This is a genomic window from Rothia terrae, assembly GCF_012396615.1.
Lineage (GTDB): Bacteria > Actinomycetota > Actinomycetes > Actinomycetales > Micrococcaceae > Rothia > Rothia terrae.
Genome location: NZ_JAAXPV010000002.1, coordinates 112,455 through 128,275 on the forward strand (window position 1 = coordinate 112,455; position 15,821 = coordinate 128,275).

The 15,821-nt window shown below is 52.2% G+C and carries 14 protein-coding genes and 1 tRNA gene; 4 read left to right on the top strand and 11 right to left on the bottom strand.

All coding sequences use genetic code 11. The features are described from left to right. Positions 1 to 2: 2 nt before the first annotated feature. Together HF984_RS01660 and HF984_RS01665 are read right to left on the bottom strand one after the other, a co-directional pair. Positions 3 to 1,022: a tRNA (adenine-N1)-methyltransferase gene (locus HF984_RS01660; RefSeq protein ID WP_168613947.1), complete on the bottom strand. Its 1,020-nt coding sequence runs from the start codon at positions 1,020 to 1,022 to the stop codon at positions 3 to 5. A gap of 104 nt (positions 1,023 to 1,126) precedes the next feature. Further along, the gene (locus HF984_RS01665; protein ID WP_168613948.1) at positions 1,127 to 2,269 is read right to left on the bottom strand and encodes a zinc metalloprotease; all 1,143 of its coding nucleotides are present in this window, start codon (positions 2,267 to 2,269) and stop codon (positions 1,127 to 1,129) included. A gap of 127 nt (positions 2,270 to 2,396) precedes the next feature. Between HF984_RS01665 and HF984_RS01670 the strand changes: the two genes are divergently transcribed. Beyond that, positions 2,397 to 3,272 (top strand): PAC2 family protein, encoded by an 876-nt coding sequence (locus HF984_RS01670; RefSeq protein WP_168613949.1) that lies wholly within the window; start codon positions 2,397 to 2,399, stop codon positions 3,270 to 3,272. Between the two features lie 93 nt (positions 3,273 to 3,365). On the opposite strand, the gene mshC is transcribed toward HF984_RS01670, so the two are convergent. The 3 genes from mshC to HF984_RS01685 all read right to left on the bottom strand — a co-directional run bounded on the left by mshC (position 3,366) and on the right by HF984_RS01685 (position 5,963). Then, positions 3,366 to 4,649, bottom strand: coding sequence for a cysteine--1-D-myo-inosityl 2-amino-2-deoxy-alpha-D-glucopyranoside ligase (gene mshC / locus HF984_RS01675; RefSeq protein ID WP_168613950.1), 1,284 nt, complete (start codon positions 4,647 to 4,649; stop codon positions 3,366 to 3,368). Between the two features lie 86 nt (positions 4,650 to 4,735). Next, on the bottom strand, positions 4,736 to 5,566 hold the full coding sequence (locus HF984_RS01680) for an undecaprenyl-diphosphate phosphatase (RefSeq protein WP_168613951.1): 831 nt from the start codon (positions 5,564 to 5,566) through the stop codon (positions 4,736 to 4,738). Between the two features lie 91 nt (positions 5,567 to 5,657). Further along, positions 5,658 to 5,963, bottom strand: a complete 306-nt coding sequence (locus tag HF984_RS01685; RefSeq protein WP_168613952.1) for a hypothetical protein — start codon at positions 5,961 to 5,963, stop codon at positions 5,658 to 5,660. A 52-nt stretch (positions 5,964 to 6,015) separates the two neighbouring features. Between HF984_RS01685 and HF984_RS01690 the strand changes: the two genes are divergently transcribed. Continuing rightward, positions 6,016 to 6,258, top strand: a complete 243-nt coding sequence (locus tag HF984_RS01690) for a DUF5703 family protein (protein ID WP_168613953.1) — start codon at positions 6,016 to 6,018, stop codon at positions 6,256 to 6,258. A 101-nt stretch (positions 6,259 to 6,359) separates the two neighbouring features. Here the strand turns inward: HF984_RS01690 and HF984_RS01695 are convergent, their stop codons facing one another. After that, entirely contained in the window at positions 6,360 to 7,328 is a 969-nt protein-coding gene (locus HF984_RS01695) for an L-lactate dehydrogenase (RefSeq protein ID WP_168613954.1), read from the bottom strand. 306 nt (positions 7,329 to 7,634) lie between these two features. Next, positions 7,635 to 7,720, bottom strand: a tRNA-Leu gene (locus HF984_RS01700). Positions 7,721 to 8,075: 355 nt separating this feature from the next. On the opposite strand from HF984_RS01700, the gene pepN reads away from it, so the two are divergent. Both pepN and HF984_RS01710 read left to right on the top strand, forming a co-directional pair. Beyond that, positions 8,076 to 10,736, top strand: a complete 2,661-nt coding sequence (gene pepN / locus HF984_RS01705; RefSeq protein WP_168613955.1) for an aminopeptidase N — start codon at positions 8,076 to 8,078, stop codon at positions 10,734 to 10,736. 149 nt (positions 10,737 to 10,885) lie between these two features. Next, positions 10,886 to 12,052: a hypothetical protein gene (locus HF984_RS01710; protein ID WP_168613956.1), complete on the top strand. Its 1,167-nt coding sequence runs from the start codon at positions 10,886 to 10,888 to the stop codon at positions 12,050 to 12,052. 94 nt (positions 12,053 to 12,146) lie between these two features. On the opposite strand, the gene HF984_RS01715 is transcribed toward HF984_RS01710, so the two are convergent. From HF984_RS01715 to HF984_RS01730, 4 genes are all read right to left on the bottom strand, one after another. Next, entirely contained in the window at positions 12,147 to 13,331 is a 1,185-nt protein-coding gene (locus HF984_RS01715; protein WP_168613957.1) for an LCP family protein, read from the bottom strand. Positions 13,332 to 13,470: 139 nt separating this feature from the next. After that, positions 13,471 to 13,725 (bottom strand): type B 50S ribosomal protein L31, encoded by a 255-nt coding sequence (locus tag HF984_RS01720; protein ID WP_168613958.1) that lies wholly within the window; start codon positions 13,723 to 13,725, stop codon positions 13,471 to 13,473. Between the two features lie 203 nt (positions 13,726 to 13,928). After that, positions 13,929 to 14,807 (bottom strand): TrmH family RNA methyltransferase, encoded by an 879-nt coding sequence (locus HF984_RS01725; protein ID WP_168613959.1) that lies wholly within the window; start codon positions 14,805 to 14,807, stop codon positions 13,929 to 13,931. 164 nt (positions 14,808 to 14,971) lie between these two features. Further along, positions 14,972 to 15,757, bottom strand: a complete 786-nt coding sequence (locus tag HF984_RS01730) for an ABC transporter ATP-binding protein (RefSeq protein ID WP_168613960.1) — start codon at positions 15,755 to 15,757, stop codon at positions 14,972 to 14,974. Positions 15,758 to 15,821: the final 64 nt, after the last annotated feature.

A 15,821-nucleotide genomic window follows, 5' to 3' on the forward strand; every position in this document is an offset into this window, starting at 1 on the left:
AATTAGTTACTGGTATTGATATGTTCGCTAGCTCGCGCAGCATGCTGAGCAAGATTCTGTGCATCTCGAGCCGCACGTCGCAACTTGCGGTCAGTCACATTGCGCTCGCCCAGTGATGCTGGCGTCCAGGCATTCATATCTTCTTCAGAGAACTCGGTCTTGGACGCGCGTCGTTTGGGTGCAAGACGCACCGCTCCGTCGGCGAGACGGCGGGCAGTAATCAGGAAGCCGGTGTGCGCGACCATACGGTGGTCAGGTCGAACAGCGAGACCCTCAACATGCCAGCCTCGAACCATGGTTTCGTGCGACTCAGGTTCGGTGAAACGGCCGTCAGCGCGAAGTGCTTCTGCGGTACGAGAGAGCTGAGTGACGGTTGCAACGTAGCAAATAATCACACCACCAGGCGCCAGAGCAGTCGCCACAGCATCAAGGCATTCCCAAGGGGCAAGCATATCGAGTACCGCACGGTCTACGCTGCCAGGTTCTTCGACCTCCCCAAGAGTTTCAGCCAGATCCCCTAGAGTAATCTCCCACGCTGGATGCGGACCACCGAACATAGTTTCAACGTTGCCACGGGCAATATCCGCGAATTCCTCGCGACGTTCAAACGAACGCAGATGACCTTCATCGCCGATTGCACGCAACAAACCAATAGACAAAGCACCGGAACCTACGCCCGCTTCAATAACGCGTGCACCCGGGTAAATATCTGCCATGGTAACAATCTGACCGGCGTCCTTGGGATAAACCACAGCCGCACCGCGAGGCATCGACAGCACAAAGTCCTTGTAGAGAGGGCGAAGGGCCTGGAAAAGAAGACCCTCAGAATTCTCAATAACAGTGCCCTCATCGTGCCCGATGAGGTCGTTGTGATTGAGGAACCCTCGATGCGAGTGGTACTGGCCATCCTCTTGCAAGGTGATGGTAGTGATGCGTCCGCGCTCATCAGTAATTTGGACGCGCTCGCCGGGGCGGAATGGACCGCGGCGGTTGTTAGCGCCAGTGGGATTGTGTTGAGTCATAGATTTTTCTTTCGCCAAGATGTTAGTGACGGGTTGGTGCCGTCCTGCGGTAAGAGCGCTTGAGACGGTGCTGTAGTTCTATTGTCTCAAACCGAGTGAGATTTTTATATTTGGTGGTCGAGTCCGAGCATATGGTTTTCGCGGTTGATGATGTTGGTGGCGTCTTTGTGAGTGATAATGCCTATGGGCTGGTGGTGTGCATCGGTGACAGCCCAGGCCAGCACGATGGGGTTTTGTTGATATGAGACTGGCAGACGATGCCAGTGGGTACCGTTGAGGTATTCCATGACGTCATAACGCAGGGCGTTGTAGCTAATAGGCGGTTCTGCGAGTGGAACGGCTACCTGCATGATGGGAGTGCCGGGTTTGACCTGAAGTACGTGCCCATCTGCCCAGAGAAGCTGACCGGTATGAGGATGCGAGGTAATTGCAAGGAAGCCGTTGCCGATGGATTGTGCAACGATTTCAACAGGTGTGGTGGGGGCAAAAGAAATTGCCGGGCGCATCAGATTTTTAGCTTGAAGAGGATCGTAGCCAGCGCTTTGGTGTCTGAGAATTGATAGATGCGATGACGCGTTCTTCCACAAATAGGTGCACAGATAAATCAGGATAATAAGCGCAACGGGAGTGCGCATCATTCCGCCAAACGCAAAAAGAAGCACAGCAACCGGTATGAGTATGACCCCGACATATGAAGTTATTTTGACCGCGGTTGATTTTTTGGCGCCGCAGAGCATTGCGAAGGACTCGATGGCGTGACCGCCGTCAAGCGGGTAAGCAGGCAGAAGATTAAAAAATGCGATAGCGAGGTTAGCGTCCGACGCGAGACGAAGGCCAAAGGCAAAGGAACTTGGTTCCACAACTTGTAACAGCCCATACCCTGCAAGGGCGAAAAGTACGTTGACGGCAGGCCCTGCTAATGAGACAAGAAGCGAGCCAGCAGCGCTCCCCTGCGTTAGCTTGGTGAAACCGCCCCATAGAGTCATGGAAATAAAGTGCACTTTTTGTCCGCTGGTGTGCCCTACAGCGGCGTGAGCAAGTTCGTGCACAAAAACCGCAGCGGCAACTACCACGGCGACTGTAGTCGAGACAATGAAACCATCGCCCCAGCTCATACGCGGCGAACGTTGAATGTAGTAGGCGTAGCCGAGAATGACCACTGCCATGAAAACAAACCATGAGGTGCGCAGGTACACGGGTGCACCAAAAATGCGGGCTACTTGTACGCCGAGTGCGTCCTTATGCATATGCCCTACTCTCAGGTTGATGTGGCGGGGTGTTTTACCATCCTACTAAAGAGCTTGCAATAAAGAGCAGTCTGCTTTTCATCTGGTGGTCTGCGTGGCTGAGCTACGAGCGGTAAAGTAGATTCTAATGAGCGCAGAATACAACCCAGAGTTCCACACCGTTAAAGATTTATTGTCTCCCACCGGTGAAATGTACACCATCGTTCTGGCCGCTTTTGAAGGCTGGAACGATGCCGGCGGGGCAGCTAGCGAGGCCCTGCAATATTTAACTCGCCTGTGGGATTTTACCCCGCACTCCGGTATCGATGATGAGGATTATTTTCTCTACATGCACCAACGCCCCGTCATGATGTCGCAAGAAGAGGGCGGTGCTGAAATTTTATGGCCTGAAATATCAGTGCAACTGACTGAACTGCCGGAGCACAACGTGCGAATCGCCGTGGTGACCGGCCCGGAGCCCACCCACAAGTGGAAGGGTTTTGTCAGAGATTTTTATGAGCTCACTGAACAGCTCGGTGCTGGCGCAGTAATTTTGCTCGGTGGTCTTTTGGCAGAAACCCCGCATACGCGTCCTTTCCCAGTAGACGTCACAAGCGAGTCAATTTTGATGCGACAGCTCGATGACGTTCACCCCAACACTTATACCGGTCCGACGGGCATTACAGGGGTGCTTGCGGTGATGGGTACCCAATACAGTATTCCCGCAACCAGCCTGTGGGTTTCTATCCCCCACTATGTTGGTCAGCCGCCGCATCCTAAAGCAACTTTAGCTCTCTTGAAAAAACTTGAGACTCTAGTGGGTATCGCTATCCCCCTCAAACCGCTAGAAGAAGAGGTGGATGCGTGGGATCGTGGCGCTGCCGAGTTGCTAGAGGATGAGCGAGAGCTCGCCCAGTATGTCGCACAGTTAGAAAGCACCTACGACATGGAGAATGATCCGCAAACCTCGGGTGATGATATTGCCGCCGAGTTTGAGCAGTTCCTCAAGCGTCGCGAGCAATAACCTTGGCTACTGATAAAGGCCCCCGCGAAAACTCACCGGAGTTTTCGCGGGGGCCTTTATTTCTGCACACGTATTGTGTGCAGTTTTTGTGTTTTAGAGCTTCACGCCAAATCGAGCATCCAGTAGATCAGCTACCAGGGAGCCACCACCGGCATGGCCCTGTTGCGCCCACTGTTCAATGCGGTCAAGAGCAACCGGAGTATTCAAATCATCTGCCAGTAACTGACGAACGTCCTCAATGAGCTCGCGTGCAGCACCGTCATCTTCGCCGGCTGCGGCTGTGACAGCCTGGGAAATAGCGCCAAAACGTGACTGAGCCTGAGCAAGCAACTCATTGGTCCAGAACCAGTCGGTACGGTAGTGATTGCTCATAATCGCCAAGCGAATAACGCCCGGGTGAACCCCCGCAGCGCGAAGCTTGGATACCAAAACGAGATTGCCCAAAGACTTCGATATCTTCTCACCGTCAAGACCTACCATGCCGGTATGAGCAAAGTGCTGCGCCATGGGCACCCGATTGACGGCGTAGGCATGAGCTGCACCCATCTCATGGTGCGGGAACTGCAGGTCAGAGCCGCCGCCCTGAACGGTGAAAGGTGCGGGCAAGAACTGCTGTGAAATCATGGTGCACTCAATATGCCATCCTGGACGACCGCGTCCCAAAGACTTTCCATCCCATGCAGGCTCGCCCTCGCGTTCAACACGCCACAGGAGCGGGTCCAAGGCATCCTTCTTACCGGGACGCTGCGGGTCTCCACCGCGCTCGGCAAACACGGGAAGCATCTGCTCACGGTCAAGATTCGAGACATCACCCAGGTGCCAGCCTCGCTCGTCGCCTTCGCCCAAACGCTGAGCAGCTTCCACATCAAAATAGACATCGCCATCGGGGGCAACTACACCGTTCTCATCGGTAAAGCCCGGTACACGGTAAGCAATCCCCTGCTCAATCCAACGCTCAACCGTAGGAACGATCCATTCGATGGATTCGACAGCACCCACATAATGATCGGGAGCGATAACGTTCAACGCCTCCATGTCACCAAAGAACAACTCAGTCTGGTCCTTTGCCAGCTCGCGCCAGTCAACGCCAGTAGCGTTCGCGCGTTCCAACAAAGGATCGTCAACATCGGTGACATTCTGAACATAGGCAACATCCATACCGGCATCACGCCACGCACGGTTCAACACGTCAAAAGCCACATACGTGGATGCGTGCCCCATATGAGTCGCATCGTAAGGAGTAATACCGCACACGTACAAGCTCGCCTGATCCTCAAAGGGCAACTCGACCTTCAGCTGTGCAGCTGTATCAAAAATATGCGGAACCGGTGCTTTGCCCGGCAACTTAGCAATCTCAGGGCTCTTCCAGGATTCCATTACTACCTCTTCCAAAATTTCTTTTCTGCATAAAACAATACCCGTTCACCGGTTGCGGTGAACGGGTATGAAAGCAGTTGGCTTAATTACGCTACAAGAATTCCTAGACCGAGCAAGATGTATACAAGAACACCTACCGCGATGCGATACCAGACGAAAATGCCGTAGCTGTTCGAAGAAACATACTTCAAGAACCAGCCAATCATCAGGTAACCGGAGACAAACGCTACAAGCGTTGCCACAACAGTTGAGCCTAAACCGTAGTATCCGGTAAAACCCTCAGCCAAACTATCGGAAAGCTTAAACAGGCCGGATGCGAACACTGCAGGAATTGCCAGCAAGAACGAATAACGCGCGGCAGCTTCACGGGTGTACCCCATCAGCAAACCGGCAGTAATAGTGCCACCCGAGCGAGAAACGCCGGGAATCAATGCCAACGCCTGAGCAAAACCAAAAATCAGACCGTGCTTCACGTTCAAATCTTTAAGCTCACGCTGTTCTTTACCCATACGATCGGCAATACCCAAGAAAATCGCGAACACAATCAACATGGTCGCAACAATCCACAGGCTGCGGAAGGTCGTATCAATGTAGTCCTGCAAGAGCAAACCCAAAATACCAATGGGCAAAGAACCTACGATGATGAACCAGCCCATACGAGCATCCGGGTCCTTCTTATCGACCTTGCCAGTCAATGAGCCGAACCACTTACCGATAATGCGCACAATATCGCGCCAGAAAAACAACAAAACAGCCGTCTCAGTACCCAGCTGAGTAATCGCAGTAAAAGCCGCGCCGGGATCTTCAGAAACCGGCAAGAACTGCCCCACAATTCGCAGGTGACCGGATGAAGAAACCGGCAAAAACTCAGTCAGACCCTGAACAAGGCCCAAAATAATAGCTTGAATCCATTCCACGCATCAAACTGTACCGGTTAAAAAACGAACACAGCAGTACTTTCATACTGCTGTGTCTGTTCTAACAGCTAAACCACACTAGCTTGTGGGCTTAAGCGCGGGGATCCTCATCGTCATCCTCATCAAAGAATTCGATGTCATCTTCGTCGTATTCTTCGCTGTCATCGAAATCGTCGTAGTCTTCGTCATTATCATCTTCAATGAAGACCTCCAAAGGAGTAACCTCTTCATAGGATTCAAAGAGGGAGTCCTCATAACGTTCAAAAGCATTAGCGATGGCAACATACGCGTTATCAATCGCGGTATCGTGCTCGCCACGACGGTTAGCAATAGCTGTAAGGTGTTCTTCTAACGCTGAAGTCAATACTGATAGCGCTGCGCGAGGATCATTACTCATGTATAAGACGTTATCACTAAACGCTTGAACGCGAACTATATCGGAGGGAATTTTGAGAGAAACACAGATTAGTGCACCGATTGTTCACTCGACGTTCAACACGGACCGCTATGAATACCTGATTATCACCGTTGAACCCGGCGATTCCATCAAGGCTGCCCGCCAGCGTCTGGGAGAACATGCCGAGTACGGCAAGTGGGAACTTTCTCGAACCGTTATTCTGTATGGCGGACGCCGACGCTACTGGTTGCGCCGACGCATCATGAAGGTCGTTAAGACCACGCAATTTATCTAAAAGATTTTCTTGTCTTCGCTAGCTCAATGCAAGCTGCGAAGAAAAACTAAGCGGTGGCGTCCTGATAGAGGACGCCACCGCTTACTTATTTGAATCGATGGCTACTTGTCGCCGTAACCAGCTGATTCCAAAGTCTTCTGAATTTCGCCAGCTGACTTGCGCAGACGCTCGATTTCTTCGTCGCTCATGGGAACATCGAGCACGCGCACAACACCCTCGCGGTTGACGACTGAAGGGAGCGATACTGCAGCTTCACCTTCGATACCGTACTTACCGCGAATCTGGGTGGCAACGTTGAGTACAGCATCCTGACCTTTCAAGATTGCCTCAGCGATGCGTGCACCCGAAATACCGATTGCGTAGTTAGTGGAACCCTTGCCCTCGATGATCTTGTAAGCTGCGCGCATAGCCTGAGTTGCAAGCTCATTCTTGACCTCATCGGTGAAGACGCGCTCACCGTCTTCGCTGGTCCACTCATCCAGCGGAACCATACCGATGTTAGCTGCTGACCATACGGGGAATTCTGAGTCGCCGTGCTCGCCGATAACGTTGGCGTGAACGTTCTTGATAGAAACGCCTGCCTTGTTTGCGATCAGCCAGCGCAGTCGTGATGAGTCCAAAACGGTGCCGGATGCGAAGCAACGTTCGGTGGGCAGACCGGTAATCTTCTGAGCTACAACAGCCAGAACGTCGCAGGGGTTGGTGACAATCATCAAGATTGCGTTCGGTGCAACTTCCATAACCTGGGGAAGCATTGCTTCAAAGATTTTGACGTTAGCGCCAACGAGCTCAAGGCGGGGCTGCCCGGGCTTCTGGCGAGCACCTGCGGTAACAATAACCAAATCGCAGTCACGCAGGATTTCGATATCCCCACCGCCTGAAACCTTAGCTTCTGAGGCAAACATCGAACCGTGTGCGATATCGAGGCCTTCTGCTTCTGCACGTTCTGCAGCGATATCGTAAATCACGATTTCATCGGCAACGCCGCGCAGCATGGATGCGTATGCGGTTGCTGAGCCGACGCCGCCTGCACCGATGACGCCGAGTTTGGTGGATTTTGCAGTAGCCATGAGGAAAGTTCCTTTCGAGCTTGTGAGCTTGATGTGGTTTGTGATTACCAGTATGACACACTAAATGTGGTTTTATGTTGGGTTTATATGACTTTAAGTGTCTGAAATTCGCCCTTTTTACACCTTGCCGCCGAAAAACCCTCATAAACACAAATAATTCAGAAATGACCTTTTGTTGAAGGTCACATGAAAGCTCGCTCACCCACTCCCCTGCAACCCCGCACCAATCATTGAAGTCAACCGAAGAATCCCAGGCTCAATGTAAACAATAATCCCCGGATGCCGAAGCATCCGGGGATTATTCTGTGCGCGGAGGGGGACTTGAACCCCCACCCTCTAATACGAGGACTAGCACCTCAAGCTAGCGCGTCTGCCTATTCCGCCACCCGCGCAGGTGATAAATCAGAGCTGGGAAGCTCTGTAAGCAACAGATAATAATCTACACGCATCACAAGATGAGACGCAAATCCAGAGGTTGCATTTTCTTATTATCTACCTCACATTTTGAGTTTTCGACCAAAATTTAGGTTCCTAAATTCCAGAAAATAACGAAATTTTTCCACATTATAGGATTTTTAAGCTTCTGGAATCTATCGGGCCGCCCACCCATAAAAAATTTTATCAATGCGCCAACCGAAGGTAATCAGTTTAACTTGTCAGTTATATAGGCTAAATACCCTATTTCATTACGTGAGTACGCACTAACAGCAGGTAGACTCACCCTAAACCTCGCTATACGATGATGACGTGAATAACGAAAACTTGAGCCGCGACGAAGCGGCACACCGCTCAGAACTACTATCCGTTGACACCTACGACGTACACGTTGACCTCACCAACGCGGCAGATACATCGTTTGCGTCCTACCCCACCGCAACCACCGTGCGTTTCACCGCCCGTGCGGCTGAAGAAACCTTCATTGACTACATTCACCAGTCAATCGACTCCATCAAACTCAATGGCGGCCATATCAATACCGCAGAAGCCATTGACGGCTCACGCATCCGCTTTACCCCGGTAGAAGGCGAAAACATACTGACCATTCATGGCCGCTCCTACTTCTCCCGATCTGGAGAAGGTCTGCACCGTTACACCGACCCAACCGATGACAAAACTTACCTGTACACACAGTACGAACCCGCAGATTGCCGACGGGTCTTCCCCAACTTTGAACAGCCAGACCTTAAAGCTGTCTTTAATTTCCGCATTACCGCGCCTGCCCACTGGGTAGTCAGCTCAAACGCTGAACTAGATCGAACACTTGAAGACCCAGCAGATTCCAGCATTTCAAAGCGAGTTTTCAAGCCCACAGCACGCATCTCTACTTACATCACCACCATCCTTGCTGGTGAGTACTTTGTAGCATCAGATACCTACGTACCGACCTCAACCGTGAACTCCGGTAAGATTCCGCTGGTTGCCTACTGCCGAGCCTCATTGGCAGAGTACTTCGATGCGGAGAACATTTTCACTGTCACCAAGCAGGGACTTGATTTCTTCCAAGATCTTTTCGACTATGCCTACCCCTTCAAGAAGTACGAGCAAGCTTTTGTTCCCGAGTACAATCTGGGCGCGATGGAAAACCCCGGCATGGTGACTTTCACCGAAAGCTATATCTACATTTCCGGAGCAACCCAAGCTGATCTTGAATCTCGTGCCAACGTTATTTGCCACGAGATGTCGCATATGTGGTTTGGCGACTTAGTCACCATGAAATGGTGGGACGATTTGTGGCTCAAAGAATCATTTGCAGATTTCATGGGTACTTTGGGTTCTATTCAAGCCAACGGGTTTGAGGATGCGTGGACTACGTTTGCTAACCGTCGCAACTCGTGGGCCTACTACCAGGATCAGCTACCCACGACTCACCCGATTGTGGCAGATATCCCCCACCTCGAAGCAGCTAAGCAGAACTTTGACGGTATTACTTATGCCAAGGGCGCCTCAGCCCTCAAACAGCTCGTCGCGTACGTTGGTTTTGAAACCTTCATCGACGCTGCTCGCGCTTACTTCAAGAAACACGAATACGGGAACACTACCCTCGATGACTTCTTGAGCGTTCTCGATGAAAAATCTGATCGCGATGTCAAAACGTGGGCTCAGGCATGGTTGCAGACAAGCGGGCTATCATCATTGAGTACTGAACGTATTTTTGCCGAAGATGGCACGCTACAAGAACTTCGCATCCATCAGGAACTACCAGCTGGTGTTCCTACTGGACTTGGACGTCCACATCAGCTGATGCTTGAAACCTTTATTGCATCTGACGACGAAGAACCTCAGCTGACCTCCACAGGAAAGTTTTCTCTAGAAATTCCCGCTGGTGATTCGCAAAGCGTCGCTATTGACTTAGACGCAGAGGCTCGAGAGCAGGTCGCGGCGGCAGATCTTCTTCTTCTCAATTCTGGCGACCAAACCTACGCGAAGGTTTACCTTAGCGATGAAGACGGTCTGCAGACAGCCCTAAAGTCAGTATCAACCATCGATGATGCGCTTGCTCGCGGTTTGTTGTGGGGTAGCCTGTGGAATCAAGTTCGGGATGGAAAATTAGCGGCAGCAACGTTCATACGTGCTGTCGAGTTCAACCTGACTCGTGAACCGTCAGCAACTCTACTGGCAGCGTTGACCTCACAAGCACAGTCGGCTATTTCGCTCTATACCGCTCCTGCGGAGCAAGCATCGCTCTGGGATTCTTTGTATTCTGCGCTCTCAGATGCGCTTGAATCAGCGGAGTCTTCCAGTGACGCTCAGCTGATTTTGATGCGGTCTACCCTGGCTGTCGCTGCGCACTCCCCACTGGGCATTGAATTTGCTCGCGAGGTTTCACGCGGCGCCATCGAAGACCTCAAGGACGCTGATATCGAAGGTTTGCAGGGGCTGAAATACACCCAGACACTGGGCTGGTCAGCTCTCATCGCTCTCGCAGCTCATTCGGAAGTTGACGACCTCGCTCTTGAGACCGCTCGCGCTTATCAGTCATCAGCAACGTCTGAGCGCGGGTTTGCCTATGCATCGGCGGCTTTCCCCAATGCTCAAGCGAAGCAGGCAGCATTTACTGCTGTAACAACTGACCAAGAACTGTCGAACGAGATCTTGACTGCAACCGCTAACGGTTTCAAACTCGGTGAAGAAAAACTTCATGTCGAGTTCTACCCGCAGTACTTCGAGCAGCTACTTGACACCTGGAACGACCGCTCAATTGGTATGGCAACACGCGTCGTCACCGGCCTTTACCCTGCGGCAGTTCTTCGTGAAAACAAAGCTATCGAAGAGCACCCGGCCGTAGCAATGGGCGAAAAATGGTTAGAAGAAAATCCGGATGCTCCCAGCGCACTGCGCCGAGAAATCATTGAAAATGTTGCTGATGCTCGTCGTGCGCTCACAGCGCAGCAGGCATCATCACGCTAAATAGGTGAGTAGGCACAGATTAAGACAACCTGTGCAAGTGATTTAAGTAATCTGATGAATGCCGGTTTTAGGGGCAAAAATTACCTCTAAAGTCGGCATTTCATGAGAAGCTATACAAGTAGATTTTGTACGTTGCAAGGAGTTGAACATTGGCCGAATTTGCACTGGGCGATCGTGGATCAGTCACTATCATCACCAATGATTTTTACGATGCTGAGATTTTGCAGGTCTTTGAAGAACTCCAAATTGACCGGGAGCGTATTTGGAACGGTCCGGCGCGTCTAGTGCCTGAGCCCGATAACGCGTACGCCCCGAATACTATTGCGGTTTACATCGACGATTTAAAGGTCGGACGCCTGAGCGCTGAACACTCAGCACAGTACTGGAAGCCGATCACGCGCGTCGTCTCTAGCGGTTACGATGCTATGGCGCATCTGCAGCTCTCGGCGGTTTTGCGCAAGTTGCAGGGCGAACATACTATCGAGAGCACCGGCATCCTTTCCTTGAGCGCTCCGGGTTCTTTGTTCCCGCTCAATCAGGCACCTGTTCATGCTACTTTGTTGCCGCAGGGTGCTTCAATGAAAGTACTGGATGAAAACGACCATTCAGCGTACTTGCATACTATTTTGCCGCCCAGTGGCGAAGGACGCGTGATTCTTACTCTCGAAGCCAACCAGATTAAGCTGGCGGATGGCTCCGTGGTTGATTCCATTGATGTTCTTCACGATCGCAAAGTGGTTGGACGCTTGAGTACTCAGATCTCAGAGCAGCTAGCACCCGTTATCAAGTACGCCTTTGAACATGAAAAACTCACCAGTGCGTGGGGCACAATCCGAGGCAACGCTTTCGAGGTATCGCTGACTGTTCAGGCTGCTCGCCCTTCAGAGCTCAGCGATGAGTGGTATCGCACCCTGCCCAATAACGTTCCTGAGCTCATTGAAGAAGCAGACTCTTACGTAGTGCCTGATGCCTATGTTCCCACCGAGGGCGAATCTCAGCAGAACGCGAGCACGAAATCGCGTCGTCGTGGATTCGGAGCGACTGTTGCCCCTGCTGCGGCCGTTGCCTCTATTCCTTCTCGTTCCAAGAAACAGAGTGAAAAAGCGCCTCAGGAGGGCACCGGTTCATCTTCAAAGCTTGCGGCATTGTTGGGTGTCTTAGGTGGTCTGATTTTGACCTTCGGCATTGTTCTCGTGTTCGTTAAGCCCCCGCTGCTGGGCATTTTGGCCATTGTTCTTGGTGCTTCGCTCGCTTTTATGGGTCTATACTTCGGCCGGTACAACGAGGAACCCGAATACGACATCGTTGACAGCTAATTCTGCTGACAACTCTTTGAACTCAAAAATTAAAACGGGTGCCCGGGAGATGATCTCCCGGGCACCCGTTTATTTACCTTAGATGCGGATGGCTTTAGTCCGCGCCGTGAGTGGCCACGTAGTTGTCCATGGTCTCGTTCTTCAAAGCATTTGAAAGCTCCTGGTTAGCGTTCAAATCAACGACCACAATGGACTGTCCGTCTGAGGACCAACCGGTGCCTGCGTTCGGCAAGGTCATCATCTTCAGCCCAAAGTTCGGGTTAGAAATCATGGGCGATGCGATAGATACGATTGAACCGGCATCCAACCCCTCGTCCACAGTCAGGTACGGAGCCATGGTGGTCACCATATTTTTGAATTCTGTTGCGTTGTTTAGTACCCCGCGTGATTTCAAGGTGTCAAAGACGCCGCGGATAAAAGCGCGCTGGTTGCGCACACGCTGGTAGTCGCCGTCTGAGAACTGGTAGCGCTGACGTACAAAGGTAAGAGCTTCCTCACCATCCATCTTCTGCGGACCTGCAGTATAGGTGTAACCGTCGCCTTCGAAGGAAAGCGGCACGTTTACGGTCACGCCATCCATGGAATCTACCAGACCCTTGAAGCCCTCAAAATCAACCTCTGCAATGTGGTCGATGCGGGTATCCAGCAACTGTTCAATGGCGCTAACCTGCAGGGCCACTCCCCCGTGATCAAGAGCAGCGTTAATCTTCGCGGGACCGTAACCCGGGATGTTGACCCAGGTATCACGCATAATCGAAATCAGGTAGGCGTTCGATCCGTCTTCAGGAACATGCAGGAGCATCAAAGAGTCAGCACGCTGGCCTTTTACCGTTGCAGATTCAGCAGTACCTGCACGTGAGTCTGAGCCCATGAGCAAGATGTTGGTAGCTCCAGTTTCGGCAGGACGCTCGTGGTTCTTAGGCTGGCTTCCATCTGAGCTTTCCTCATCAGCATCCAAAATACCGTTACCGTTTTTATCGATATCAGACGAAAGATCTTTGCCACTGTCGTTAGTGATTGTGACGTCTTTATTCGCCTGACCGTCTTCGGCCATATTTTTCTTGAAAGTATCGAGCTGGTCAGTTGGAATCGAGCCATCTTCATTAGGGAAAGCTGATTCTGAATTCTCAATCTTTTGAGTGTTGTTGTTCCATGCGCTACCGATGCTATAGACATACGCGCCAACACCTACAGCTGCTACCAGTAAAAGCGCAAGAATCACTAGCAGGATATTGCGTCCTGTTTTCTTCTTGCGCGGGGCTGGAGTCTGAACCGACATACTTTATCCCGTCATCTTGCGTACTGTCACCGGAATAGGTGACAATAAATTTATTTTGATTCTACTCAAGGTTAATAAAAAACACCCCGAAACTTTTCTAAAAAGTTCCGGGGTGTTCGAAATAACAGGGCTAAAAAGATTAAGCCTTGCCGAAGTTCTTGAAGCGAGCGTTGAAGCGCTCTACACGGCCAGCGGAGTCCATGATGCGCTGCTTACCGGTGTAGAACGGGTGTGAAGCTGATGAGATTTCAACTTCTACCAGCGGGTACTCGTTGCCGTCTTCCCACTTTTCAGTCTTTTCTGAAGTGCGAGTTGACTGGGTGAGGAAAGCCTCGCCTGATGCGAGGTCGCGGAAAATTACGGGATGGTAATCCGGGTGGATTTCAGCCTTCATAGTGTTACCTTCTTTACTTGCCTGGATTTTGCCAGACACGGTACTTACGTAATGGGATCCGATGCTGTTGGGTAACAGATCTTATCGCTGTTTGCACAGCCAATTCACTAGCTTAGCATTCATCTAGTTTTTCGGGCGCTGTTGGGTGATGAATCTGCAGGCCTGTCGTGTCTGCTTAATCACTGGGCACTGCACCGGCGATTTTACTGCTGCTGTTGCGGACGAGTCTCCCAGAACGCGACAGCACTGGCGGCTGCCACATTAAGAGAATCAACCCCGTGTGACATGGGAATCATGACGGTGTGCTGCGTTGTTGCCAAAGTTTTAGGAGATAGCCCGTGCCCTTCAGTCCCCAGAATCAACGCTAGTTTTTCATCCTTGCGAGCGCTCAGTTCCGAGAGGGTGAGTGAGTCGTCTTTGAGTGCGAGTGCAGCTGTTGTGAATCCTTGTTCGTGGAGTTCCTCGAGGGCGTCTGGCCAGGAGTCCACGCGTGCCCAGGGTACTTGAAAGACTGTGCCCATGGAGACGCGGATTGATCGTCGGTAGAGGGGGTCTGCGCATCGTGGTGTTACGAGGACGACGTCTACGTCTAGTGCTGCAGCTGACCTGAAGATTGCTCCGACGTTGGTGTGGTCCACGATGTCTTCGAGGATGGCTATACGCTGTGCGTTTCGGGTGAGGTCGTCTAATGGTGTGGGGGTTGGGCGGTGCATTGCGGCGAGCGCGCCGCGGTGTAGGTGGAAGCCGGTGATTGCTTCTAGGTCTTCTTCGGTGCCTACGTAGGCGGGGGTGTCTGGGTGTTGTTGGAGGACGTCGAGTAAGTCCTCTGCCCATTTTTCGCTCATCATGAAGGAGTGTGGTAGGTGTCCGGCGGTGAGTGCCCGTCGGATGACTTTTGAGGATTCTGCGATGTAGATGCCCCATTCGCTTTCTTTGGTGATGCGTAGTTTGACGTCGGTGAGTGATGTGAAGAATCGGGTGTCTGTTGGTGTGGCGTTTTTGAGTGGGTGAACGTTGGGTAGGGCGTGGACGCGTTCGGAGCGTTGACGTAGGTCTTCTTGGGTGAGTTGTTTTTTAGCCAAGGAATCCTCTGGTGTGGTATGTGGTGGGTGTGGTGAGGGGTTGTGGGGTTTTCTCACCGTTATTGCAATTGTGCCCGCTTCGCGGTGGAGGCGGGCACGTTGTGTTTGAGTGGTGGTGTAGAGCTGGTGGCGTGGGCTGGCTCAGCCTCGTGCGCTCTCGTTTTTTAGCGGGCGAATGCGCTGTATCGGCCGTTGTCGGTGATGGTGAGGGCTAGGTCCATCCCGTAGGTTTTTTGTAGGTTTTCCTCGGTGATGGTTTTGTCGATTTCGCCTGCTGCTACGATTTTTCCGTCGCGTAGCATGAGTGCGTGAGTGAAGCCTGCGGGGACTTCTTCGAGGTGGTGGGTGACGAGGATGGTTGCCGGGGCGAAGGAGTCTTGTGCTAGTTCGGTGAGGCGGGCTACGAGGTCTTCGCGTCCTGCGATGTCCATGCCAGCGCCGGGTTCGTCGAGGAGGAGGAGTTCGGGGTCGGTCATGAGGGCGCGTGCGATAAGGGTGCGTTTGCGTTCGCCGTCTGAGAGGGTTCCGAAGGGGCGGTCGGCAAGGTCTGCTACGCCCCAGTCTGCGAGTAGCTGGGTTGCTTGGTCTTCGTCCATGGTGTCGTATTCTTCGTTCCAGCGTCCTTGGATGCCGTAGGCGGCAGTGACAACGACATCGCGTACGGTTTCGTCAGCGGGAATCTGGTTAGCGAGGGTTGCTGATGAGACGCCGATGCGGGGGCGTAGTTCGAAGACGTCAACGGCTCCGAGGATTTCATCTAGAATATCGACTTCGCCGCGGGTGGGGTGTAGGCGAGCGCCGGCGATGGACAGAAGGGTTGATTTGCCTGCGCCGTTGGGGCCGAGAATGACCCAGCGTTCGCCTTCTTGAACTGACCAGTTAATGCTGTCAAGTAGATTTTTGGTTCCGCGGGTTACGGTAACGTTTGCAAGTTCTAGTACTGAGCTCATAGGTGCAAGTGTAGTGCTTTTTGTGGGGGCCTTCCTCTTTGTGCGGTGTTTGTTGCGCGTTGTG

Coding starts and splice junctions, on each gene's coding strand:
- HF984_RS01660 (WP_168613947.1), bottom strand. CDS start 1,022: ATGACTCAACACAATCCCACTGGCGCTAACAACCGCCGCGGTCCATTC.
- HF984_RS01665 (WP_168613948.1), bottom strand. CDS start 2,269: ATGCATAAGGACGCACTCGGCGTACAAGTAGCCCGCATTTTTGGTGCA.
- HF984_RS01670 (WP_168613949.1), top strand. CDS start 2,397: ATGAGCGCAGAATACAACCCAGAGTTCCACACCGTTAAAGATTTATTG.
- mshC (WP_168613950.1), bottom strand. CDS start 4,649: ATGGAATCCTGGAAGAGCCCTGAGATTGCTAAGTTGCCGGGCAAAGCA.
- HF984_RS01685 (WP_168613952.1), bottom strand. CDS start 5,963: ATGAGTAATGATCCTCGCGCAGCGCTATCAGTATTGACTTCAGCGTTA.
- HF984_RS01695 (WP_168613954.1), bottom strand. CDS start 7,328: ATGGCTACTGCAAAATCCACCAAACTCGGCGTCATCGGTGCAGGCGGC.
- HF984_RS01715 (WP_168613957.1), bottom strand. CDS start 13,331: ATGTCGGTTCAGACTCCAGCCCCGCGCAAGAAGAAAACAGGACGCAAT.
- HF984_RS01720 (WP_168613958.1), bottom strand. CDS start 13,725: ATGAAGGCTGAAATCCACCCGGATTACCATCCCGTAATTTTCCGCGAC.
- HF984_RS01730 (WP_168613960.1), bottom strand. CDS start 15,757: ATGAGCTCAGTACTAGAACTTGCAAACGTTACCGTAACCCGCGGAACC.